This is a genomic window from Mesonia maritima (assembly GCF_042433895.1).
Taxonomy (GTDB): domain Bacteria; phylum Bacteroidota; class Bacteroidia; order Flavobacteriales; family Flavobacteriaceae; genus Mesonia; species Mesonia maritima.
In genome coordinates this window covers 472,333-494,433 of record NZ_JBHLUA010000012.1, presented here as the reverse complement: position 1 = coordinate 494,433, position 22,101 = coordinate 472,333, and the positions used below count along the sequence as shown (strand labels likewise).

The 22,101-nt window shown below is 32.8% G+C and carries 18 protein-coding genes; 13 read left to right on the top strand and 5 right to left on the bottom strand.

Features of this window, described 5'->3' with window-relative positions:
- Positions 1 to 8: 8 nt before the first annotated feature.
- Together ACFFGL_RS09075 and ACFFGL_RS09070 are read right to left on the bottom strand one after the other, a co-directional pair.
- Positions 9 to 779, bottom strand: a complete 771-nt coding sequence (locus tag ACFFGL_RS09075) for a hypothetical protein (protein ID WP_309726758.1) — start codon at positions 777 to 779, stop codon at positions 9 to 11.
- A complete protein-coding gene (locus ACFFGL_RS09070) occupies positions 766 to 2,061 on the bottom strand; it encodes an APC family permease (protein WP_309726760.1) in 1,296 nt (431 codons plus the stop codon). The genes ACFFGL_RS09075 and ACFFGL_RS09070 overlap by 14 nt, the downstream gene beginning before the upstream one ends.
- Positions 2,062 to 2,226: 165 nt before the next feature.
- Here ACFFGL_RS09070 and ACFFGL_RS09065 point away from each other — a divergent pair, with 165 nt between their 5' ends.
- From ACFFGL_RS09065 to ACFFGL_RS09045, 5 genes are all read left to right on the top strand, one after another.
- Positions 2,227 to 3,903 (top strand): glutamine--tRNA ligase/YqeY domain fusion protein, encoded by a 1,677-nt coding sequence (locus tag ACFFGL_RS09065; protein WP_309726762.1) that lies wholly within the window; start codon positions 2,227 to 2,229, stop codon positions 3,901 to 3,903.
- Positions 3,904 to 4,009: 106 nt separating this feature from the next.
- The gene (locus ACFFGL_RS09060; protein WP_309726763.1) at positions 4,010 to 4,384 is read left to right on the top strand and encodes a YtxH domain-containing protein; all 375 of its coding nucleotides are present in this window, start codon (positions 4,010 to 4,012) and stop codon (positions 4,382 to 4,384) included.
- Positions 4,385 to 4,394: 10 nt separating this feature from the next.
- Positions 4,395 to 4,793 (top strand): phage holin family protein, encoded by a 399-nt coding sequence (locus tag ACFFGL_RS09055; RefSeq protein ID WP_309726764.1) that lies wholly within the window; start codon positions 4,395 to 4,397, stop codon positions 4,791 to 4,793.
- An 11-nt stretch (positions 4,794 to 4,804) separates the two neighbouring features.
- The gene (locus ACFFGL_RS09050) at positions 4,805 to 5,035 is read left to right on the top strand and encodes a DUF6327 family protein (RefSeq protein WP_309726765.1); all 231 of its coding nucleotides are present in this window, start codon (positions 4,805 to 4,807) and stop codon (positions 5,033 to 5,035) included.
- 149 nt (positions 5,036 to 5,184) lie between these two features.
- Entirely contained in the window at positions 5,185 to 8,025 is a 2,841-nt protein-coding gene (locus ACFFGL_RS09045) for a M16 family metallopeptidase (protein WP_309726766.1), read from the top strand.
- A 68-nt stretch (positions 8,026 to 8,093) separates the two neighbouring features.
- On the opposite strand, the gene ACFFGL_RS09040 is transcribed toward ACFFGL_RS09045, so the two are convergent.
- Together ACFFGL_RS09040 and gltX are read right to left on the bottom strand one after the other, a co-directional pair.
- Positions 8,094 to 9,098 carry an SPFH domain-containing protein gene (locus ACFFGL_RS09040; RefSeq protein ID WP_309726767.1) on the bottom strand — a complete coding sequence of 335 codons (1,005 nt, stop codon included), beginning with the start codon at positions 9,096 to 9,098 and terminating at the stop codon, positions 8,094 to 8,096.
- A gap of 119 nt (positions 9,099 to 9,217) precedes the next feature.
- Positions 9,218 to 10,738 carry a glutamate--tRNA ligase gene (gene gltX / locus ACFFGL_RS09035; protein WP_309726768.1) on the bottom strand — a complete coding sequence of 507 codons (1,521 nt, stop codon included), beginning with the start codon at positions 10,736 to 10,738 and terminating at the stop codon, positions 9,218 to 9,220.
- Between the two features lie 125 nt (positions 10,739 to 10,863).
- Between gltX and ACFFGL_RS09030 the strand changes: the two genes are divergently transcribed.
- The 7 genes from ACFFGL_RS09030 (at position 10,864) to ACFFGL_RS09000 (ending at position 19,593) form a co-directional block, all read left to right on the top strand.
- Positions 10,864 to 11,589 carry a class I SAM-dependent methyltransferase gene (locus ACFFGL_RS09030; protein WP_309726769.1) on the top strand — a complete coding sequence of 242 codons (726 nt, stop codon included), beginning with the start codon at positions 10,864 to 10,866 and terminating at the stop codon, positions 11,587 to 11,589.
- Between the two features lie 163 nt (positions 11,590 to 11,752).
- Positions 11,753 to 15,202, top strand: a complete 3,450-nt coding sequence (locus ACFFGL_RS09025) for a DUF4175 family protein (protein ID WP_309726771.1) — start codon at positions 11,753 to 11,755, stop codon at positions 15,200 to 15,202.
- Positions 15,195 to 15,614, top strand: coding sequence for an rRNA maturation RNase YbeY (gene ybeY / locus ACFFGL_RS09020; protein ID WP_309726773.1), 420 nt, complete (start codon positions 15,195 to 15,197; stop codon positions 15,612 to 15,614). Before ACFFGL_RS09025 ends, ybeY begins: the two co-directional genes overlap by 8 nt.
- A 10-nt stretch (positions 15,615 to 15,624) precedes the next feature.
- The gene (gene mnmG, locus ACFFGL_RS09015) at positions 15,625 to 17,496 is read left to right on the top strand and encodes a tRNA uridine-5-carboxymethylaminomethyl(34) synthesis enzyme MnmG (RefSeq protein ID WP_309726775.1); all 1,872 of its coding nucleotides are present in this window, start codon (positions 15,625 to 15,627) and stop codon (positions 17,494 to 17,496) included.
- Between the two features lie 31 nt (positions 17,497 to 17,527).
- Positions 17,528 to 18,067 (top strand): hypothetical protein, encoded by a 540-nt coding sequence (locus ACFFGL_RS09010; RefSeq protein WP_309726777.1) that lies wholly within the window; start codon positions 17,528 to 17,530, stop codon positions 18,065 to 18,067.
- Positions 18,060 to 18,911: a class I SAM-dependent methyltransferase gene (locus ACFFGL_RS09005; RefSeq protein WP_309726779.1), complete on the top strand. Its 852-nt coding sequence runs from the start codon at positions 18,060 to 18,062 to the stop codon at positions 18,909 to 18,911. Before ACFFGL_RS09010 ends, ACFFGL_RS09005 begins: the two co-directional genes overlap by 8 nt.
- A 181-nt stretch (positions 18,912 to 19,092) precedes the next feature.
- Positions 19,093 to 19,593 carry an OmpH family outer membrane protein gene (locus ACFFGL_RS09000; protein ID WP_309726781.1) on the top strand — a complete coding sequence of 167 codons (501 nt, stop codon included), beginning with the start codon at positions 19,093 to 19,095 and terminating at the stop codon, positions 19,591 to 19,593.
- Positions 19,594 to 19,645: 52 nt separating this feature from the next.
- On the opposite strand, the gene ACFFGL_RS08995 is transcribed toward ACFFGL_RS09000, so the two are convergent.
- Positions 19,646 to 20,794 (bottom strand): DNA polymerase III subunit, encoded by a 1,149-nt coding sequence (locus tag ACFFGL_RS08995; RefSeq protein ID WP_309726782.1) that lies wholly within the window; start codon positions 20,792 to 20,794, stop codon positions 19,646 to 19,648.
- 90 nt (positions 20,795 to 20,884) lie between these two features.
- Here ACFFGL_RS08995 and ACFFGL_RS08990 point away from each other — a divergent pair, with 90 nt between their 5' ends.
- Positions 20,885 to 22,066 (top strand): phosphoglycerate kinase, encoded by a 1,182-nt coding sequence (locus ACFFGL_RS08990; RefSeq protein ID WP_374708746.1) that lies wholly within the window; start codon positions 20,885 to 20,887, stop codon positions 22,064 to 22,066.
- Positions 22,067 to 22,101: the final 35 nt, after the last annotated feature.

The window sequence follows — 22,101 nt, the reverse complement described above, 5'->3', positions numbered from 1 at the left end:
ATAGTTTTTTAAAACTTTTTCTTTTTTGTTTTTCCTGTAATAACTTCCAACTTATCAAGGTAATGATGTTGATTTCCGATAACAAAAAAGGTATACAAATATTCCGGTTTCAATTGAAGTGAAGTAGCAGCAGTAGAAATTTTATTTCCTTTTAAATTCCATTTAAATTCTTGGTCGAATGCTGTAAAAGCAACATCTTTAGCGAGCATCGGGTAAGATAAAGTCGATAAGGAAGTTGTTTCATTTTTATCGGTTTCAATTGCTTTTGCTGAAATTTCTGAAACTCCTGCTGCAAGATGAATCCATCGCACTTTTGCTTCATTTTTAGCACATTCAAATTCATCGTTTAAAACTTTTAGCTGCGGAAGAAATCCGTTAGCCGAATGTGTTTCTTCACCTTCCACAATGCTATGTAATTTTTTACTGGTGGTTTCTACGTTTACAGATTGGTTTTCTTTTGGAATTCCATACAGAATTAAACTATAATTTCCTTTTTCTCCAATCCCTATTTTTTTCTTTAATAGTAGGTTATTATTACGTTTAACTTCAACTTTATAAATGCCGGGAGTTAATTTTTCGTATGCTGTTAATGCTGAATATGGTAAAGTTTTGTTTAATTCATCTTTATTATTTTTAGAAAGCGTTATTTCCACTTCATCGGAAGTCATTAAAAATTGACCTATTCGCAAATTAGCTTCGTGTGGAGCATTTTTTTGACAAGCTTGAAAAAAGAAAAAGCTCGCCAAAATGAAAACGATATGAAAATTACTTCTCTTCATTTTTTGATTTTTGTTTGGTTTTTTCTTTTTGTTTCAAGACATAAGGTCTTCCTAGAATAATAAGTAAAACAATGGCCAAAATTCCGCCAAGTGCAATAGGTTTAGAAATTATTAATCTAAAAATAAGCGCGCCGCCAACCAAACAGCCAATGATAATTCCGAGTAGAGGAATCCACTTTTTTTTGTTCAGTTCGCGATAAGCAATCCAATTCACAATTCCGAAGGTAAATAAGAACGCTAAACTTGCCGCTTCAACCAAGGATGAAAGACTGCCGATAATGGCTAAAATTCCTGCTAAAACGCCCAATAAAATAATAGATCTATCGGGAACATCATTTTTATTGGTATGATCGAACCAGCTCGGTAATTCACTTTGCGAAGCAATACGTTTCGATAAATTTGCGGTAGAAAATAAAGTTGAATTAATTGCGGCTGCTGTTGCAAAACCGGCGGCAATCGTCATAATGATAAGTCCGGTTTTACCAAATGCGCTTTCTGCGGAAATTGATAAGGCAATTTCTTTAAAACTAATCATAGAAGTTGCTCCGCCAATCATGGTAGCACCAACGGAAACAATTACGTATAAAAACACGACAAAAATTACAGCGCTTAGTAATACGGGCATGAATTTTTTTTCAGGATTTTTAATTTTATCATATTCATAAGTAAGTAATTGGAAACCTTCGTAAGCCATAAAAATTGCAGCTCCACCAAATAAACTAGACCAAATGGGTCGAGGTTCAATTCCTGCGACTAATTGCGTGCTATTCCATTGGGTTAATCCGTAAACTCCTAAAGCAAGTAAGACTAATAAATTTACTGAAACAATTAAAATTTCAACTTTTGTTAGTTTTCCAACGCCAGCTAAATTTAGTAAAATAAGCAGAATTATAATTCCGGCAGCAAGTAATCGCATTAATAAAGGATCTCCGTGAAACGCAAAGGAAAGATAATGTCCAAATGCATAAGCGTACACAGAAATAGTTAATACGTAGCCTAAAATTAATAGCCAAGATAAATTCCCTGCCATTTTTTTATCGTTCACTTTTTCAAGAAAGACAAAAGCGCCGCCTTCTTCGTGAAATTTGTTGGTTAAAAAAACATAACTATATGCTGAAGGAATGGCGATTAAACCTGTGAGAACAAAAGATAACCACGTCCATTGAGCGGATACCGCAATTACAACACCTAAAACGGTATAAATTCCGCCACCAACCATTCCACCGGCAGCTAATGCCCAAACAGAAAGAGAATCTAATTTTCCGTCTGATTTTTTTCCCATCTGTAAAGATTTAATTATTGAATAATACGACGATTAAAGGTATTCATTTTAAAATTTTCAAAAGTAAACTCAACTAATTTTATAGGTATTTTAACCCTTTTCTTAAAGTTTGTATTGGTGCGTTTTAATTTTTGATAACTTTGCTACTTATCATTTTTAAAGGTTATGACAGAAGAAAAAAAATCATTGAATTTTATAGAGCAAATCATAGAAGAAGATTTAAAAAACGGATATAAGAAGGAAGACCTAAAATTTCGTTTTCCACCCGAACCAAACGGTTATCTTCATATTGGTCACGCTTCTTCAATTAATTTAAATTTTGGGTTAGGTTTGCGTTATAATGCGCCCGTAAATCTACGTTTCGATGATACCAATCCAATTAAAGAAGAACAAGAATTTGTAGATTCAATTAAGCGTGATGTAGAATGGTTAGGATTTAAATGGGAAAAAGAATGCTACGCTTCCGATTATTTTCAACAATTATATGATTGGGCTGTAGAAATGATTAAAAATGGCGATGCTTATGTAGATAGTCAAACTTCAGAAGCTATTGCCAATCAAAAAGGAACGCCAACTGAAGCCGGAAAAGCAAGTCCTTATAGAAATCGCTCTGTGGAAGAAAACCTGTCACTTTTTGAAGCGATGAAAAATGGCGAAACCCCTGAAGGAAAAGATGTATTGCGAGCTAAAATAGATATGGCTTCTCCAAATATGCTTATGCGCGACCCGATAATGTATCGTTGCGTTCATAAACAACATCATAGAACAAAAGATAAATGGAAAATTTACCCAATGTACGATTGGGCTCACGGTGAAAGTGATTTTATTGAAAGTATTTCGCATTCATTTTGTACGTTAGAATTTCTTCCGCATAGAGAATTATACAATTGGTTTGTAAATAAAGTAAGCAAACCCGGAGATTTTCAACCGAAACAACGCGAATTTGCTCGTAGAAATTTAAGCCATACGGTAGTTAGTAAGCGAAAACTAGCACAACTTGTTGAAAAAAATATAGTAGAATCTTGGGACGATCCTAGAATGCCTACTATTTCAGGTTTACGAAGAAGAGGTTACACGCCAACTTCTATTCGGAAATTTGCTGAATCGATTGGAGTAGGGAAGCGTGAAAATATGATCGATCTTTCACATTTAGAATTTTGCGCACGAGAAGATTTAAATAAAACAGCACCGCGTGTAATGGGTGTTTTAGATCCATTAAAAATTGTAATTACCAATTACGAGAAAGACGAAGAATGGCTAGAAGCAGAAAATAATCCTGAAGATGAATCCGCAGGAAATCGTCAAGTTCCATTCTCTAAAGAACTTTATATTGAACAAGAAGATTTTAAGGAAGAAGCAAACCGAAAATTTTTCCGTTTAAAATTAGGAAAAGAAGTCCGTTTAAAAAACGCGTATATTATTAAAGCAGAAAGCGTTGTAAAAGATGAAATGGGCAATATTTTAGAAGTTCATTGTACTTACGATCCTAAAAGTAAAAGTGGAAGCGGAACTGAAGAATCGCAACGTAAAGTAAAAGGAACCTTGCATTGGGTTTCTATAAAACACGCGGTACCATCAGAAGTAAGGTTATACGATCGTTTATTTAGCGTAGAAGCGCCAGATGCCGACAAAGAAAAAGATTATTTAGAATTTATAAATCCAGATTCTTTACAAACCATAACTGGTTATGTAGAGCCAAGTTTAAAAGAATCAAAAGAATTAGATCAGTTTCAGTTTCAGCGAATAGGATATTTCTGTGTAGATAAAACAAGTACTCCCGAAAAGCCTGTTTTTAATAGAACAGTAACGCTTCGCGATTCTTGGGCTAAACAATCAAATTAAGAATAATTTAGCATTGTGTTTCAAGATATTAACCGGTTATTAACAGCGAAAATTAATGATCTCTTGTACATTTGATTAAAATTAACCATTAAAATAGATTTGAATCATGGCGAATACAGGAAACACAATTTTAGCACTTTTAACCGGAGCAGCAATTGGAGCAGGAATCGGACTTCTTTACGCTCCCGATAAAGGAGAAAATACTAGAAAAAAGCTAAATAAAGAGGCAAGTAAAGCAAAAGGTAGATTAGATAAGCAAGTAAAAGAAACTACTTCTAATTTAAATAAGTCAGCTCAAAAAGCTAAACTGGATTTTGAAAAGAAACTAGATTCAACTTTATCTTCAGCAAGCTATAAAGCAGATGATATTTTAGTGGCAATGGAAGGAAAACTTGAAGAGTTGCGAAAAAAAAACGCTAAATTCCACGCAGAAGCTAAAAAAGAAGAAGTAAAAGACAAAGCTAAACAATCTTTAGCCTAAGCAATAGTTTATGGCATTTACAAAACTAACCGATCATATAGACGGTCTTAGCAACGATATTCAAGCATATTTAGAAAGTATGCTTGAATATTACAAGCTAGACGCATTTAAGAAAATTACAAAAGTTACTTCCTTGCTCGTAAAATTACTTGTTATCGGAAGTATCTTTCTTTTTTTCTTAGGTTTTATTTCAGTCGGTTTGGCTATTTTAATAGGAAATGCAATCGGAAGTTTGAGCAGTGGTTTTTTTATTGTCGGCGGAATTTATTTAATCGCTTTTATTTTGTTTATGGTTTTCGGAAAACCACTTATCGATAAATTTATCCTGCAAAAGTTCTCAAGGCTGTATTTTAATTCTAACGATTTAGAAGACGTCCTAGATGAACCGCTGGAAGACGAAACCGCTTAAAAAGAAATTTTATGAAAGTCTATAATTCTTACGATGAAATAAACCACGATCTTAAAGTTCTTAAGCTTCAAACGAATATAAATAGAGAAAAAATTAAAAGAGAAATTCATTACATAAAAGAAGATCTCTCACCGGTAAGTTTAGCAGCCGGAGTAGCTACTTCTATAGCAAAGAAAGCTTTTATTTTAAAAGCCGTAAGTAAGCTTATAGGAATTCAAAAAGCTAAAATAGTCAACAAATAAATTTATTGTATATTTTATTCTGAATCCGTTTTTGAAGTTCAAAAACGGATTTTTTTATTTCCGAAAATCGTTAAAGCCAACAAAATAATTGTCGGTTTTATATATAAATTATATTTTTAAACTTTCTTAACATTTCTAACAAAAACAATATGAAATTAAACCAAGTAAGTCTTATTGCTGCGGTTGCCTTAGCATTGTTTCCTTTAAAAGAAGGAATTGCTCAACAATCTAACGACAATCCTGCAGACCTATCCAAAGAAATTCCTTTTAATCCTGAAGTAAAAAAAGGAGTTTTAGATAATGGGTTAACCTACTACATTAAAAACAACGGTAAACCCGAAGATAAAGTAGAACTTCGTTTAGTGGTAAATGCGGGTTCTATTTTAGAAACCGAAGATCAGCGTGGGCTCGCGCACTTTATGGAGCACATGAATTTTAACGGTACTAAAAATTTCGAGAAAAACGAATTAGTAGATTATTTGCAAAGCATCGGTGTAAAATTTGGTGCGCATTTAAACGCGTATACTAGTTTCGATGAAACCGTTTACATTCTTCCTATTCCGAGTGATGATCCCGAAAAATTAGAACAAGGTTTCCAAATTATCGAAGATTGGGCGCATAACGCTTTATTAAGAGGAGAAGATATCGACGAAGAACGCGGTGTAGTATTAGAAGAATACCGTTTAGGCCAAGGTGCAAGCCAACGTATGCTTGCTGAATATTTACCAAAAGTTGTAAATGGTTCAAAATACGCAGACCGTTTACCTATCGGAACAAAAGAAAATCTAGAAAACTTCGATTATGAAGATATTAGAAGTTTTTATAACGATTGGTATCGCCCGAATTTAATGGCGGTAATTGCAGTTGGTGACGTAGATGTAGAAACCTTAGAGCAAAAAATTAAGGATCATTTTGCAGGTTTAGAAAATCCCAAAAATCCAAAAGAGCGTAAAAGTTTCTCAATTCCAAATCACGAAGAAACCCTTATCGCAATAGAATCTGACGAAGAAGCTTCTTCAGCGCGTGTTCAGGTTTTATTTAAAGATGAAGGTGAAACAAAAGAAGACGAAACTTTAGGAGAGTACAGAAAATCGATTGTGGAGTCTTTATTTTCTCAAATGATTAATAATCGTTTAGACGAATTAAGAAATAGTCCAAATCCTCCATTCGTATTTGGTGCAAGTTACCACGGCGGAACATGGGCAAGAACCAAAGAAGCTTACCAATCGTTCGCTATGACAGACGCAAATAAACTTTTAGATGCGTTAGAAGCACTTTTAAAAGAAAATGAGCGTGTAGAACGCTATGGTTTTTACGAAGGCGAATTAGAGCGTGCAAAAAGCGATCTTTTATCTCGCTTAGAAAAATCTTATAATGACCGTGATAAAACCGAATCTAACCGAATTGTAGGCGAATACGTTCGTAATTTCTTAGAAGATGAACCAATGCCTGGAATTGAGTGGGAATATAACTTTCATGAACAGCAATTACCAACAATTCAAATAGAAGAGGTAAATAAATTAATAGACGATTATATTAAAGATGAAAATCGTGTAGTGGTAATTACCGGTCCTGAAAAAGAAGGAGTTAAAAAAGTAACAGAAGCTGAGGTTAGAGAATTATTAAAAAATGTTGAAGAAGCAGAAATTGAACCTTACAAAGATGAAGCAGTAGCAGAATCTTTAATTACCGATATGCCAAAAAAAGGAAATATCGTAAAAACTACTTCAAACGAAAAATTAGGAACTACAACGTTAACCTTAAGTAATGGTGCAAAAGTAACCTATAAAAATACCGATTTTAAAAACGATGAAATTTTGTTTGAAGCCTTTAGTTATGGGGGAACTTCTCTTTATTCAACTGAAGATTATAGAGCCACTGCTTTTGCAAATGGCGGTTTAGATGAAGCCGGTGTAAACGGTTTCGATAAAGTAGCCCTAAACAAAATGCTTTCTGGTAAAATTGTTTCCGTGAGACCTTATATTAGTACTTATAGCGAAGGTTTTTCAGGAAGTGCTTCTCCTAAAAATTTAGAAGAATTATTTCAACTTACGCATTTATATTTTACAGATTTAAACAAAGATGAAGAAGCCTACGAATCGTTCGTAAATAAACAAAAAGCCTTTTTAGGAAATATGTTGGCAAATCCGCAAGTTTATTTTCAAATAGAAATGGGCGAATTTATGTATGGCGATAGTCCGCGTTATATGGGTTTCCCAACGCCAGAAAAAATGGATGCTGCAGATTATGATTTAGCGTACAAAAAATACCAAGAACGTTTTGAAGATGCTGGAGATTTCCACTTCTATTTTGTAGGAAACATAGACGAAGCAAAATTAAAAGACTATGCTGAAACTTATTTAGCGAGTTTACCGGGTAAAAATTCAGATGAAGAATATGAAGTGGATGATTTTAGACCGTTAACCGGTTCGCACAAAAAAGTAGTTGAAAAAGGAAAAGATCCTAAAAGCTCGGTTAGAATTACCTACCAAGGTGAAACTAAATACGACAAAAAAGAAGCTTTTGCTTTAAAAACCTTAGGCGAAATTTTATCGATTAAATTAATTGAAAAATTACGTGAAGAAGAAGGTGGCGTTTATGGAGTAGGAGCAAGAGGAAACATTAGCAAAACACCTTACGGTTGGTATTCATTCACTATTAGTTTCCCTTGTGGACCAGAAAATGTTGACAAACTGAAAAAAGCAGCTATTAAAGAAGTTGAAAAATTAGTTGAAGAAGGACCAACTGAAAAAGATTTAGCGAAAGTAAAAGAATCGCAAATTTTAGACAGAAAAGAAGAATTAAAGGAAAATAAATTCTGGATCAACACTTTAAAAGATGCTGATTACGAAAATGAAAACGCAGAAAATGTGTTAGAATTTGAAAAAAGCGTAAACAGTTTATCAACTAAATACTTACAAAAAGTAGCTAAAAAATATTTAACCGACGGTTATATTTTAGGAATTCATAATCCTGAAGCTACTGAGTAATTCAGCCAAATATTATTTCATAAAAAAGACCGCTTTTTAGGCGGTCTTTTTTTATAATTAAAGTTTGTTTACTCCTCACTTCTATATTCCGGATCGTTATCATCAGGATTTTGTTTTGGTGGAGTAGGTTTATTGCGTTTTTTAGGGGTAATTCCTTTTAGCTTATTTTGCTTTTTCATCTCTTCGCCAATTTGGTTCGACGCCGTAAATGAAGCAATCATATTATTTAACATATCACTTCCGGCTTGGGGTGAATTTGGTAAAAGAATTAAATTACTATTAGTTTCTTCACCAATCGATTGTAAGGTATCGTAATGTTGCGTTACTACAATTAATGCTGAAGCTTCTTGCGAGTTAATTCCAACATTATTCAACACATCTACAGATTCTTCTAAACCGCGTGCAATTTCGCGACGTTGGTCGGCAATACCTTGCCCTTGCAAACGTTTACTTTCCGCTTCAGCTCTGGCTTTAGCAACAATTTTTATACGTTCTGCTTCAGCTTCAAATTCTGCGGCAACTTTTTCACGTTCCGAAGCATTAATTCTGTTCATCGCTGCTTTTACTTGAACATCTGGATCAATATCGGTTACCAAGGTTTTAATAATATCGTAACCATAATCAATCATCGCGTCGTTCAATTCAGCTTTTACAGCATTTGCAATATCATCTTTCCGTTCAAAAACATTGTCTAATTTCATTTTAGGAACTTCAGCACGAACCACATCAAAAACATAAGAAGTGATTTGATCTTGCGGGTTTTCAAGTTTGTAAAACGCATCGTATATTTTAGCTTGTAACACTTTAAATTGTACTGAAATTTTTAAACGAACAAACACGTCGTCTTTCGTTTTGGTTTCCACAATTACATCTAACTGTTGAATACGTAAATTAATGCGTCCCGCGATACGATCTACCAGCGGAATTTTAAGATGTAAGCCAGAATTGCGAATGCTTTGAAATTTTCCGAAACGTTCTACCACTGCAGCAGTTTGTTGTTTTACGGTAAAAATTCCGGTTACAAGAATAATTAAACCTAAAAAGATTATAAATCCGAATAAAAAATAGCCCATAAATTTTGTTTTAGTTGATGCCTAAAGATACTATAAAACCACGGAAGTTTATAAACAAAAAAACCTTCAACGATAATTGAAGGTTTTCAGTAAATAATTAAAAAGATTTTTGAAGAATACTAAGAAAGTGTTTCAATAGCAAAATCTATACGTTTTATAGCTTCTTTTTTACCGATGGATGAAATGATATGAAATAAATCGGGACCTTTCATTTCGCCAACCATTGTTAAACGTAGTGGTTGCATAACTTTTCCAAAACCAATTTCTTGGTCGGTAATCCATTTTTTTATGTTTTCCTGAAGCGTTTCTTGCGAAAAATCTTCGGTTCCTTCTAAAAGAACTTTAATATTTTCCATAATTTCTGAAGTTCCTTCTTTCCAAGCTTTTTTGGCTGCTTTTTCATCGAAAGTTGTGGGTTTTACAAAATAAAACGAACTTAATTCCCAAAAATCATTTACAAATGTCGCGCGTTCTTTAATGGTTTTTATAACCTCTTCAACATAATGCGAACTGGCTTCAATTCCTTTTTCTTTTAAAATAAGTTGATATTGTGAAGCTAATTCAAAATCGCTACGCGTTTGCAAATAATGATGTTGAAACCATTTTGTTTTTTCAGGATCAAATTTTGCACCTCCTTTAGAAACGTGTTCTAGGCTAAAGGCTTCAATTAATTCATCTAACGAATAAATTTCTTTTTCTGAACCTTCACCTTCATTCCAACCTAAAAATGCTAGCATATTCATTACCGCTTCCGGTAAATAACCTTCTTCACGATAACCGGAAGCAATATCTCCACTATTAGGATCTTTCCATTCTAACGGGAAAACAGGAAAGCCCATTTTATCGCCATCACGTTTGCTCAATTTTCCTTTTCCGGTGGGTTTTAAAATTAACGGCAAATGTGCAAATTTTGGTGTTTCCCAACCAAAAGCTTTGTATAATAAAACATGCAACGGCATACTCGGTAACCATTCTTCACCACGAATAACGTGTGAAATTTTCATTAAATGGTCATCTACAATATTTGCCAAATGATAGGTTGGCATTCCGTCGCTTTTAAACAAAACTTTATCGTCTAAAATATTGGTATCAATATCGATTTCACCGCGAATCTCATCATACATTTTTAAAGCTTCATTTTCGGGCGATTTAAACCGAATTACATAAGGTTCTTTATCAGCCAATTTTTTTTGAACTTCTTCTTTGCTTAAGGCTAATGAGTTTGAAAGCTTTAAACGGTTATGCCAATTGTAAATAAATGTTTTGCCTTTGGCTTCATGATTTTTTCTATGCGTTGTTAATTCTTCAGCAGTATCAAAAGCGTAATACGCATTTCCTGACTCTAATAATTTATCAGCATATTTGGCGTATAAATCTTTACGTTCACTTTGGCGGTAAGGTCCAACGTCTCCGGGTTTTCCTGGTCCTTCATCAAAAGGAATATTACACCAATTTAACGTTTCAACTATATAATCTTCGGCTCCTTTTACATAACGGGTTTGGTCGGTATCTTCAATTCTTACAATAAAATCACCTTCATTTTTCTTAGCAAATAGATAATTAAAAAGTGCAGTTCTTACCCCTCCAATATGTAACGGTCCTGTAGGACTAGGTGCAAATCTTACTCTTACTTTAGACATTCCTTTTAAATTTTTGTGCAAAGATACAATGAATGTTAGCGAAAATTCAAATGATGTAAAAAAGTTGAGTTAAAAGGAAAATAGAATGTTGTATTTTCGTATTCTTAAAGGCTATATATTTTATTATGCTAATCGAATTTAGAAATAAAAAAGCTTTTCCCGGTTGGGAATTAGCTCCCCAATTTTTGAGTAATTTAATTACTTCGTATAAAATAAAAAATGTATTGGAAATTGGTTCTGGTGCTAATCCTACACTCGATGCTGAAACAATTTTGTCATTGGGAATCAATTATACCACTAACGATTTATCAGCAGAAGAATTAAAAAAAGCTCCGAAAGAATTTGCCACTTGGAAAGCCGATTTATGTAATAGTGAAGATATTAAAAATCATTCAAAAAAATATGACTTAATATTTAGCCGAATGGTAAACGAGCATATAGAAAACGGTGAACAGTATTATAAAAATATTTTTCATTTACTGGAACCTGGTGGAATTACTGCTCATTGTTTCTCTACCTTATATGCTTTTCCGTTCTTGGTGAATAGAATTTTACCAGAAAATCTTTCCGATAAATTGCTCGATATTTTTAATCCCAGAGACCGACACCAACATGAAAAATTTCCTGCTTATTACAGTTGGAGTAGAGGACCTTCTAAAAAATCAATCAAAAAGTTTCAATCCATTGGATTTGAAGTGATAGAGTATGTGGGTTATTTTGGTCATAGTTATTATAGAAAAAGACTTCCTTTTTTGCATAGTTTAGAGCAGCGTAAAGCAAATTACTTAGTTAAAAACCCTATTTCTTCCCTTACAAGTTATGCGCATGTTATTCTTAAAAAGCCAAAATAGAAGTTATCATTCTCATTTATTTCTAACTATCAATACACAAATTACATCGTGAAAATATAATTGGTAGGAAATTTGATTATTCTTAAACTTTAACCCATTTTAAGCACAATTAGAGTAAAAATTTTTATTGTACTTTTAAAGGTTAAAGAAAATTCAGTAGAATATGAGTAATTACGAGCAAATTATTAAAAAGCTAGAAGCTTTTATTAAACGTTTTTATACAAACGAATTAATAAAAGGAGCAATTCTATTCTTTGCCACCGGCTTACTCTATTTTTTGCTTACTGTTTCTTTTGAATATTTCTTTTGGTTAAGAAGTAGCGCAAGAACCGTTTTATTTTGGCTATTTATAGTTGTAGAAATTGCACTTTTTGCACGTTTTATTTTATATCCGTTAGCAAAATTATTTAAACTTTCTAAAGGAATCGACTATTATCAAGCGTCTTCTATTATCGGGAAACACTTTCCTGAAGTGAGCGACAAATTACTGAATGTTATTCAATTAAAAGAAAATTCGCGAACTCAAGAATCTGATTTATTATTAGCGAGTATCGAGCAGAAATCGATAGAATTAAAACCGGTTCCTTTTCAAATTGCGGTGAATTTTAAGAGTAACTTAAAGTATGTAAAATACGCTGCAATTCCTTTACTAATTGTCATTGCAATTTATATTTCAGGCAATAGTTCGCTTTTTTCTGAAGGATATACGCGCGTTGTAAATTATGAAACCGAATATGAACCGCCGGCGCCATTTCAATTTACAATTCAAAATAAAAGTTTAGAGGCTAACGAGAATGAAAATTTTACCGTTCAGGTAGAAGCCAGCGGAAAAGTGATTCCCGATGATGCTAAAATTCACGTAAACGGAAATGAATATTTGCTTACCAAAATTGCGTCTGGCGTGTTCGAATATAATTTTAATAAGTTAAAAACGAATGCTGAATTTTATTTTTCAGCAAATGAGGTTCGTTCAAAAAATTATGAGTTGATCGTTACGAAAGTTCCAACGCTGTTGAATTTTGAAATGTTTTTAGATTACCCGAATTATTTAAACAAGCAAGATGAAATAATAAAAGGAACTGGAAACGCCACAATTCCTGAGGGGACTAAGGTAAATTGGAATTTAGAAACCCAATCCACCAAAAATATTCAATTGCAATGGAACGATAGTTTAATCGCTTTTGAGAAATCTGAAAATAGGTTTAATTATTCCTTACCGGTTTATCGAAGTCAATATTATAGTCTTTCTACTTCTAATGAAAATTTAAAGGATTATGAGAAATTATCGTATTCATTCACGATAATTAGAGATGAATATCCTGAAATTTCCGTTGAAATGAAAAAAGATACCGTAGCGGAAGATCAATTATATTTCCGTGGAAGTGTTTCTGATGATAACGGTTTAACCAATTTAAAATTGATTTATTATCCTGTTGATGATAAAAAGGAAACTTCAACACAGCGACTTTCTATCGCCAACGGTAATTTTGATGAATTTTTATACAGTTTCCCCAATACTTTAAATTTAAAAGAAGGAATTGCTTATGAATTATTTTTTCAAGTTGCCGATAATGATGGAGTAAACGGATCAAAAACAAGCAACAGTTCTAAATTTATTTTTAGAAAGCGTACCGAAGATGAAGAAAAAGACCGCAACCTTAATCAGCAAAATGAAATGATCGAGGGAATGAATAAGTCGCTTGAAAAAATGAAAGATTCTAATGAAGAGTTAGAACAAATCGACAGACTTCAGAAAGAAAAGAATCAACTAAATTATAATGATCAGAAAAAATTAGAAAGTTTCATTAAGCGTCAACAACAGCAAGAAAAAATGATGAAACAATATTCTAAAAAAATGAAAAAGAATTTAGAAGATTTTCAATCGCAAGATAAAAATGATTCGTTCAAAAAAGAATTAGAAGAACGCTTAGAGCGAAACGAAAAAGAGTTAGAAAAAAACGAAGAACTTTTAAAGGAATTAGAAAAATACAATGAAAAAATTTCTAAGGAAGAATTAAGTAAAAAACTTGAAAAACTTTCTAAACAAAACACTACACAACAAAAAAATCTTGAACAACTCTTAGAATTAACCAAGCGATATTATGTGCAAGAAAAGCAGCAAAAATTGGCTTCAGATCTAGAAAAACTTTCAAAAAAGCAAGAAGAATTAAGTAAAAAAGAAGAAGAGAATACAAGTGATGCTCAGAAAGAAATGAATAAAGAATTTGAAGAACTTTCTAAAGAAATGGATAGTCTTCAAAAGGAAAATAAAAATTTGAAGCAACCCATGGAATTGGGTATGGAAAAGAAAGATCAAGAAGCTGTAAAAAAAGATCAATCTGAAGCGACAGATAATTTAGAAAAACAAGAACAAGGGGAAAACGAGGAAAACAACAGTGAGCAAAAAAGTGAAAATTCTCCACAATCTTCCTCACAACACAAACAACAAGCACAAAAAAAGCAAAAATCTGCTGCACAAAAAATGAAACAAATGAGTTCCCAAATGCAGCAAATGATGATTCAGTCAAGTGGTGAACAACAAGCCGAAGACGCAGAAATGTTACGCCAAATTTTAGACAACCTTATTACTTTTTCTTTTCAGCAAGAAGATTTAATGCAAGAATTTAATCAGTTATCAGATAATCATCCAATTTTTGGAAAAAAACTGCGATACCAAAATGTCTTGAGAGAAAATTTTGAGCATATCGATGATAGTTTATTTGCGCTAGCATTGCGAAATCCTATTATTTCAGATCAAATCACAAAAAAAATTACCGATGTCGAATTCAATATTGATAAATCTTTAGAGCGATTAGCTCAAAATGATATCAGAACTGGAGTTGCGAGTCAGCAATATACCTTAACCGGGGCGAATGATCTTGCTAATATGTTAGGTGACGCGTTAAATCAAATGCAAATGAGTATGCAAAGTTCAAGTGGTCAAGGTCAAGGTAAACAAGGAAAATCTGGTCAAAGTCAAGGAACCGGTTTTCAGTTACCTGATATTATTAAAAAGCAAGGCGAATTGAATTCTAAAATGCAAAATGGACAAAAACCTGGTCAAAAACCCGGAAATAAATCAGGTCAACAACAAGGTGAAAGTGGTAATCCACAAGCTGGTAAAGAAGGTAAATCTGGCGAAGGTGGTTCTTCAGGCAATCAAGGTGAAGGTCAAAAAGGACAAGGAAACGATGGTGAAAAACAAAGCGAACGTTTGTATGAAATTTATCAAGAACAACAACGACTCAGAATGCAATTAGAAGATTTAATTCAGCGTGAAAGTTTAGGTAGTGATGCTAAAAATCTCTCTAAAAGTATGGATCAAGTGGAGCAAGAACTCTTAGAAAATGGCTTTAACCGACAAACTGAAGAGCGAATGATGAATATTCAGCATCAATTAATGAAGCTGAAAGACGCTAATTTAAAGCAAGGTAAAGACAATAAAAGGCAATCTCAAACAAATGAAAATGAGTTTGTTAATGATGTAAATGAAACTTACAACAAAGCCAAAGATTATTTTAATTCTACTGAAATATTAAATAGACAAAGCTTACCTTTGCGCCAAAATTACAAAGAACTAGTTGAAGAATATTTTAAGCAAAAGAATGATTAATTTTTTCTCCGAAATCAATTTTAAATTACCAAATTCTAAAGACTATGAAATTTGGCTACAAAGTGTTTTAGAAAGTGAAAAAAAGCGAATAGGAGAGCTTAATTATATTTTTTGTGATGACGAATATTTACATGAGATTAATCTAAAATATTTGAATCACGATACGTATACCGATATCATCAGTTTCGATTATTCTGAAGTTGATAAAATAAGTGGTGATATTTTCATTAGCATTGAGCGTGTAAAAGAAAATGCTGAAAAATTTCAAGTAAATTTTAATACCGAACTACAACGAGTGATAGTTCATGGCGTTCTTCATTTTATCGGTTATAAAGACCATACCAATGAAGAAAAGAAAAAAATGAGAACAAAAGAAGAAGAAAAAATAGAAATGTTCCACGTGGAACAATAAGTAGATTTTTATGTTTGAAAAGGAATATGATGTTATTGTAGTTGGTGGAGGTCACGCAGGAAGTGAAGCCGCTGCCGCTGCTGCAAATATGGGAAGTAAAACCTTATTGGTAACCATGAATTTACAAAATATTGCACAAATGTCTTGTAATCCCGCTATGGGAGGAATTGCAAAAGGTCAAATTATCCGTGAAATTGATGCAATGGGTGGTTATAGCGGAATTGTAAGTGATACCAGTGCTATTCAATTTAAAATGCTAAATAAATCTAAGGGACCTGCAATGTGGAGTCCTCGGGTACAAAGCGACCGGATGCGTTTTGCGGAAGATTGGCGTTTAATGCTTGAAAAAACCGAAAATTTAGATTTTTATCAAGAAATGGTTGCCGGCATTTTAACTGAAAATGGCAAAATTTGTGGTGTAAAAACCTCTTTGGGGTTAGAAATAAAATCCAAAGCTGTTATCTTAACCAATGGAACTTTTTTAAATGGTTTAATTCATATCGGTGAAAAGAATTTTGGAGGAGGTCGTTCTGGAGAAAGAGCTGCAACCGGAATTACAGCAGATTTAGTTGAATTAGGTTTTGAATCTGGAAGAATGAAAACCGGAACACCGCCGCGTGTTGATGGTAGATCATTAGATTTTTCAAAAATGATCGAACAACCTGGAGATGAAGTGCCAGGTAAATTTTCATATTTAGACCAAACAAGACCACTAACGAAACAGCGTTCTTGTCATATGACGTATACTTCGCCTGAAGTTCATAATTTATTAAAAGAAGGATTCGATCGCTCACCAATGTTTAATGGTCGAATCGATAGTGTCGGTCCGCGATACTGTCCAAGTATAGAAGATAAAATTAATCGTTTTGCAGATAAAGATCGTCATCAATTATTTGTTGAACCTGAAGGTTGGAATACGGTAGAATACTATGTAAACGGTTTTTCTACAAGTTTACCCGAAGATGTTCAATTTAGAGCATTAAAATCTGTAGCTGGTTTTGAAAATGTGAAATTTTTTAGACCAGGTTATGCTATCGAGTATGATTATTTTCCACCAACGCAATTAAAACATACCTTAGAAACAAAACTTGTTGAAGGCTTATACTTTGCTGGTCAAATAAATGGGACTACAGGATATGAAGAGGCAGCTTGTCAAGGATTAATGGCAGGAATAAATGCAGCTTTAAAGATTCAAGAAAAAGAAGAATTTATTTTAAGCAGAGATGAAGCTTATATAGGCGTTTTAATCGATGATCTAATTACAAAGGGTACAGAAGAGCCTTATCGAATGTTTACTTCAAGAGCGGAGTACAGAACGCTTTTAAGACAAGATAATGCAGATTTTAGATTAACTGAAAAAAGTTATGAACTTGGTCTTGCTTCAAAAGAACGTTTAAATAAAATGTTAGAAAAACAGGAAGCTTCAGAAAGATTTGTAAATTTCTTTAAGGAAACGAGTGTTTCACCTGAAGAAATTAATCCAATTTTGGAAAACAATAATTCTGCTAAAGTAAAACAAAGTGGAAAAATGTTTAAAATTTTCGCTCGCCCCAATATTTCTATGGATGATATTAGAAAGGTTGAAAGTGTAGAAGAATTTATTCAAGAAAATAAATTTGATACGGAAGTATTAGAGCAGACCGAAATTCAGGTAAAATATTCGGGTTACATCGATAAAGAAAAAAATAATGCTGATAAATTACATCGTTTAGAAGGATTAAAAATTCCTGAAAATTTTGACTACTCAGGCTTACAATCGATGTCGTTAGAAGCTAGAGAGAAGTTAAATAAAATTCAACCAAGAACAGTTTCTCAAGCATCACGAGTTAGCGGTGTAAGCCCGAGTGATATTTCCGTTTTACTAGTTTACATGGGAAGATAAATAAATTGTTCCACGTGGAACATTACTATTTATGAAAAAAGTATTTCTCTTATTTGTGCTTGTTATTTTGCAATCTTGCATTCCAATACATACAGCAAAGCGGATTCCTTCTTATGAAATTTCAGATGCAGAGAATACTAAAAACACCTATGTAGATCTTTCAACTTACACATTTCAATACGAAGGTGAATACCATAATTTCCGTAATATTATTAGACGCTTTTTTGATCTTCAGGATGATGTAAATGTTTATAATTTTGAAACGGAAGCTTTAATTGAAGGAAGAAAAGTGAAGGTTTATATAAGCGAAGATTCCGATGTGGATCGCTATATAAATTTATTAGGATTTCTTATTCATCAGAATGATGACGATAATAATGAAACCCAACGTGAAAAAGAAGATCGAGAAAGAAGAGAAGAAGCTTCAGAAAAATCTAGAGCAATTAAGTATTTAAATATTCAAATTATGGATCAAGATGGTTCAGATCTTTTAGCAGACGATGGTTTATTAAAAACCATTGCAATACAAAAATTAAAACAATTTCAACGAAAGATTAATAACGATGAGTGAAGATAATCCCGGTGAATATTTTTTAACCTGTAGAGATTATACCGTTTCCGGAAAAGAATTTGATCTTTATTGGAACGAAGAAAAAGATATTTTAAAAACTTTTCCTGAACCTTCATCTACAGAATTACCATCGTATTATAAAAGCGAAGATTACATTTCTCATACAGATTCTTCCAAATCTATTACCGATAAAATTTATCAGAAAGTAAAAAATCACATGCTTTCTTTTAAATTGAAATTAATTGAAAATTATTTTACTTCGCCAAAAATTTTGGATGTTGGAGCGGGAACTGGAGATTTTCTTAAAGCTGCAAAAGATAAAAATTGGGAGGTTAGTGGAGTAGAACCGAATTCACAGGCTCGAAATTTGGCTTCAAAAAAAGGAATAGATTTATCGGCTTCCTTAGATAATTTTGGAAATAAAAAATTTGATGTAATTACACTTTGGCATGTTTTAGAGCATCTTTCTGATTTAGAAAATAAAATTGAAAATTTTTATTCCTTACTTCAAGATGAAGGAATAATTTTAATTGCTGTTCCTAATTTTAAAAGCTATGATGCGAGATATTATAAAAAATATTGGGCAGCTTACGATGTACCAAGACATCTTTGGCATTTTTCAGAAGAAGGAATTAAACGAATTTTTTCTAACTATAATTTTAAACTTATAGAAACAAAACCTTTAATTTTCGATTCGTTTTATGTTAGTTTGCTTTCAGAAAAATATAAAGCTGGTAGAACGAATTATTTAAATGCTTTTATACGTGGATTAGTAAGTAATCTAAAAGCAAGAAAGAATAACGAATATTCCTCAAAAATTTATATTTTTCAAAGAAATAATTAATTTTAGCCCTTATAAGAGCGTTTTAGCTATGTCTTGAATAAATTCATTGTTTTTTCTTTTTAATTGGCTTAAATAAGTTAAAACAATAGCGAATAAAATAGATTAAAACTATCTAATAATTAGAATCAATAAAATTAAATTATAACATTAATTTCAACCTAATTTTATAAACTTTTCAGTTATGAAAAAAATACTAATTGTACTTTCAATTACGTTTTTAGCTTCTTGTAATAATAACAAAATGGCTTATGTAGATAACACCGTTTTAATTAAAGAATATAAAAACATGAAATCTACCGAAGAGCGTTTCAAGAAAAAATCTGAAGCCTTACAGAACGAGCTAGATTCTATTGCGAGAGATTTTCAGCAAGAAGTAGATAATTACAAAATGGCTTCGGAAGAAATGACCGAAAAAGAGCGACAAAAAAAGGAAACACAACTTATGCAACGCCAACAGCAATTACAGCGTCAACAACAAGCTAAAAGTCAGCGTTTGCGTGAAGAAAGCGATCAAGTAATCGATAGTTTAATTGATGAAGTTCGCGATTTTGTTTCAAACTATGGAGAAGAGCATAATTACACATTTATTTTGGGTTCAAATGAATCTGCAAATATTATGTATGCTGAAAAAGGGAAAGATATTACGCAAGACGTTTTAAAAGAATTGAACGCGGAAGAATAATTATAATTGAAATAAAATAAATTAAAATCCGGCTAAACCTAGTCGGATTTTTTTATGCCTTCTTATGAAGTAAGCGCGTTAATTTTATAGATAAATCGGTCAAAATTAATTTTGCATTCCCATTACGTTCAATATGAAAAATAGCTTTTTCTAACTCTTCAGTAATCGGTAAAATATTACTTCCGTGAATAAACGGAGCAAATTTTTTCAGTTCAAAACCCTTGGTTTGGGGTTCTAAAAAAACCAAATTTTCAGCTTTATAATTGGTCAACAAGGCTTGACGAAAAAAATCGATACAATAATGAAGAAATTTCTTCTGCGTTTCTCTTCCGGTAGCCGAAATTTCTTCGCCCCATTTAATTAACTCTCGAATAGAACTTTTATTTCCTTTTGCTTTAAAAGCAGTTCGTACCCAAGTAATAAACCAACGCTCAAATTGTTCTTCGCTTTCATCGCGATCTAGAATTTCGAGCGCTTTTGTATAATTTCCATCAGCTCGATGCGCAATTTTTTTCGCTTCCAATTCGCTAATATTCTTTTTCAGAAGCGCATCTTCAATAACTTCTTCTCCCAAAGGTGGAAAATGCAAAACTTGACACCGCGATCGAATAGTTTGTAGAATTTGTTCCTCTTCTTCGGTAATTAAAAGAAAAAGCGTTTTGGTTGGTGGTTCTTCAATTAATTTTAAAAGTTTATTAGCTGCAGAAATATTCATTTTTTCGGCGCACCAAATCAGCATCACTTTAAAACCACCTTCGTAAGATTTTAAAGAAAGCGATTTTACAATTTCTTGCGCTTCGTCAACACCAATTTTTCCTTGTTTATTTTCAATTCCTAAGGTTTGGTACCAATCAAAAAGATTTCCGTAAGGATGCTGCTGAATAAATTCTCGCCATTCCTCTAAAAACTGACCCGAAACCGGATGCTTTTTTACCTTATCATTTGTGGCTACCGGAAAAGCAAAATGCAAATCGGGATGACTCAGTTTCGAAAATTTTAGGTTACAACTTTCATTTCCCGTAGTATTTTCACCTTCAGTATTTTTACACAAAATATATTGCGCGTAAGCAATTGCCATTGGTAAAGTTCCGCTACCGTGCGGACCTACAAAAAGTTGCGCGTGCGGTATTCTACCACGATCTGCACTATTGGTAAGATGATTTTTAAGATGCGTTAAGCCTAAAATTTCAGAAAATAACATAGACGACGAAATTAGCTATTTTTAATTTATTTGAAAGCCGAGTGTGCTTAAAAACTAGAAATAATTAAATTTGACAAAAACGCAAAAATCATGACAATCGAAAACCATAATTTCAAAGACGAAAAAACCTTAATACGAGTAGATTTTAATGTTCCGCTGAACGATAATTTTGAAGTCACCGATACCACAAGAATTGAAGCCGCCAAACCCACTATTACTAAAATTTTAGAAGATGGCGGTTCGGTGATTTTAATGTCGCATTTAGGAAGACCCGAAGGAAAAGAAGAAAAATATTCACTGAAACATATCGTCTCTAAAGTATCTGAAATTATTGGCGTTCAAGTAAAATTTGTAGAAGATTGCGTGGGAAATGAAGTTGAAGAAGCTGCTAAAAATTTAGAAAACGGAGAAGTTTTATTACTCGAAAATCTTCGTTTTCATAAAGAAGAAAAAGCCGGCGATAAAGAATTTGCAAAAAAATTAGCCAATCTTGCCGATTGTTATGTAAACGATGCTTTTGGAACAGCACATCGAGCTCACGCCTCAACAACTGTAGTAGCGCAATTTTTTGAAAATAAATTTTTTGGCTATTTGCTGGCCAAAGAAATTAAAAGTTTAGAGAAAGTTTTAAATTCTTCAGATAAAGTTACCGCAATTCTTGGCGGCGCTAAAGTTTCTTCCAAAATTACGGTTATCGAAAATATTCTCGATAAGATCGACCATTTAATTATTGGCGGCGGAATGACCTTTACTTTTATAAAAGCCCAAGGCGGAAAAGTGGGCAATTCTTTAGTCGAAGACGATAAATTAGAGTTAGCCTTAGAAATTCTGAAAAAAGCGAAAGCTAAAAATGTCGAAGTTCATTTACCGGTCGATGCCTTAATAGCTTCTGAATTTTCTAATGATGCGGAAACCAAATTAGCTGAAATTAATGAAATTCCTGAAGGTTGGATGGGATTAGATGTCGGTCCAAAAACCTTAGAATTATTCGATAAAGTAGTTGAAAATTCAAATACCATTTTATGGAACGGACCATTAGGTGTTTTTGAAATGGAAAAATTTGCCAAAGGAACGATCGCGTTAGGAAATTCTATTGCTAAAGCAACTAAAAATGGTGCTTTTTCTCTTGTTGGTGGAGGCGATAGCGTTGCTGCGGTTAAAAAATTCGGTTTTGAAAACAAAGTAAGTTACGTTTCTACCGGTGGCGGAGCAATGCTAGAAATGCTCGAAGGAAAAACTTTACCTGGAATTGCGGCTATAAAAAACGATTAGGCATTATATTTGATACTAAATGTTAATAAAATTAA

Coding starts and splice junctions, on each gene's coding strand:
- ACFFGL_RS09075 (WP_309726758.1), bottom strand. CDS start 779: ATGAAGAGAAGTAATTTTCATATCGTTTTCATTTTGGCGAGCTTTTTC.
- ACFFGL_RS09070 (WP_309726760.1), bottom strand. CDS start 2,061: ATGGGAAAAAAATCAGACGGAAAATTAGATTCTCTTTCTGTTTGGGCA.
- ACFFGL_RS09065 (WP_309726762.1), top strand. CDS start 2,227: ATGACAGAAGAAAAAAAATCATTGAATTTTATAGAGCAAATCATAGAA.
- ACFFGL_RS09060 (WP_309726763.1), top strand. CDS start 4,010: ATGGCGAATACAGGAAACACAATTTTAGCACTTTTAACCGGAGCAGCA.
- ACFFGL_RS09055 (WP_309726764.1), top strand. CDS start 4,395: ATGGCATTTACAAAACTAACCGATCATATAGACGGTCTTAGCAACGAT.
- ACFFGL_RS09050 (WP_309726765.1), top strand. CDS start 4,805: ATGAAAGTCTATAATTCTTACGATGAAATAAACCACGATCTTAAAGTT.
- ACFFGL_RS09045 (WP_309726766.1), top strand. CDS start 5,185: ATGAAATTAAACCAAGTAAGTCTTATTGCTGCGGTTGCCTTAGCATTG.
- ACFFGL_RS09040 (WP_309726767.1), bottom strand. CDS start 9,098: ATGGGCTATTTTTTATTCGGATTTATAATCTTTTTAGGTTTAATTATT.
- gltX (WP_309726768.1), bottom strand. CDS start 10,738: ATGTCTAAAGTAAGAGTAAGATTTGCACCTAGTCCTACAGGACCGTTA.
- ACFFGL_RS09030 (WP_309726769.1), top strand. CDS start 10,864: ATGCTAATCGAATTTAGAAATAAAAAAGCTTTTCCCGGTTGGGAATTA.
- ACFFGL_RS09025 (WP_309726771.1), top strand. CDS start 11,753: ATGAGTAATTACGAGCAAATTATTAAAAAGCTAGAAGCTTTTATTAAA.
- ybeY (WP_309726773.1), top strand. CDS start 15,195: ATGATTAATTTTTTCTCCGAAATCAATTTTAAATTACCAAATTCTAAA.
- mnmG (WP_309726775.1), top strand. CDS start 15,625: ATGTTTGAAAAGGAATATGATGTTATTGTAGTTGGTGGAGGTCACGCA.
- ACFFGL_RS09010 (WP_309726777.1), top strand. CDS start 17,528: ATGAAAAAAGTATTTCTCTTATTTGTGCTTGTTATTTTGCAATCTTGC.
- ACFFGL_RS09005 (WP_309726779.1), top strand. CDS start 18,060: ATGAGTGAAGATAATCCCGGTGAATATTTTTTAACCTGTAGAGATTAT.
- ACFFGL_RS09000 (WP_309726781.1), top strand. CDS start 19,093: ATGAAAAAAATACTAATTGTACTTTCAATTACGTTTTTAGCTTCTTGT.
- ACFFGL_RS08995 (WP_309726782.1), bottom strand. CDS start 20,794: ATGTTATTTTCTGAAATTTTAGGCTTAACGCATCTTAAAAATCATCTT.
- ACFFGL_RS08990 (WP_374708746.1), top strand. CDS start 20,885: ATGACAATCGAAAACCATAATTTCAAAGACGAAAAAACCTTAATACGA.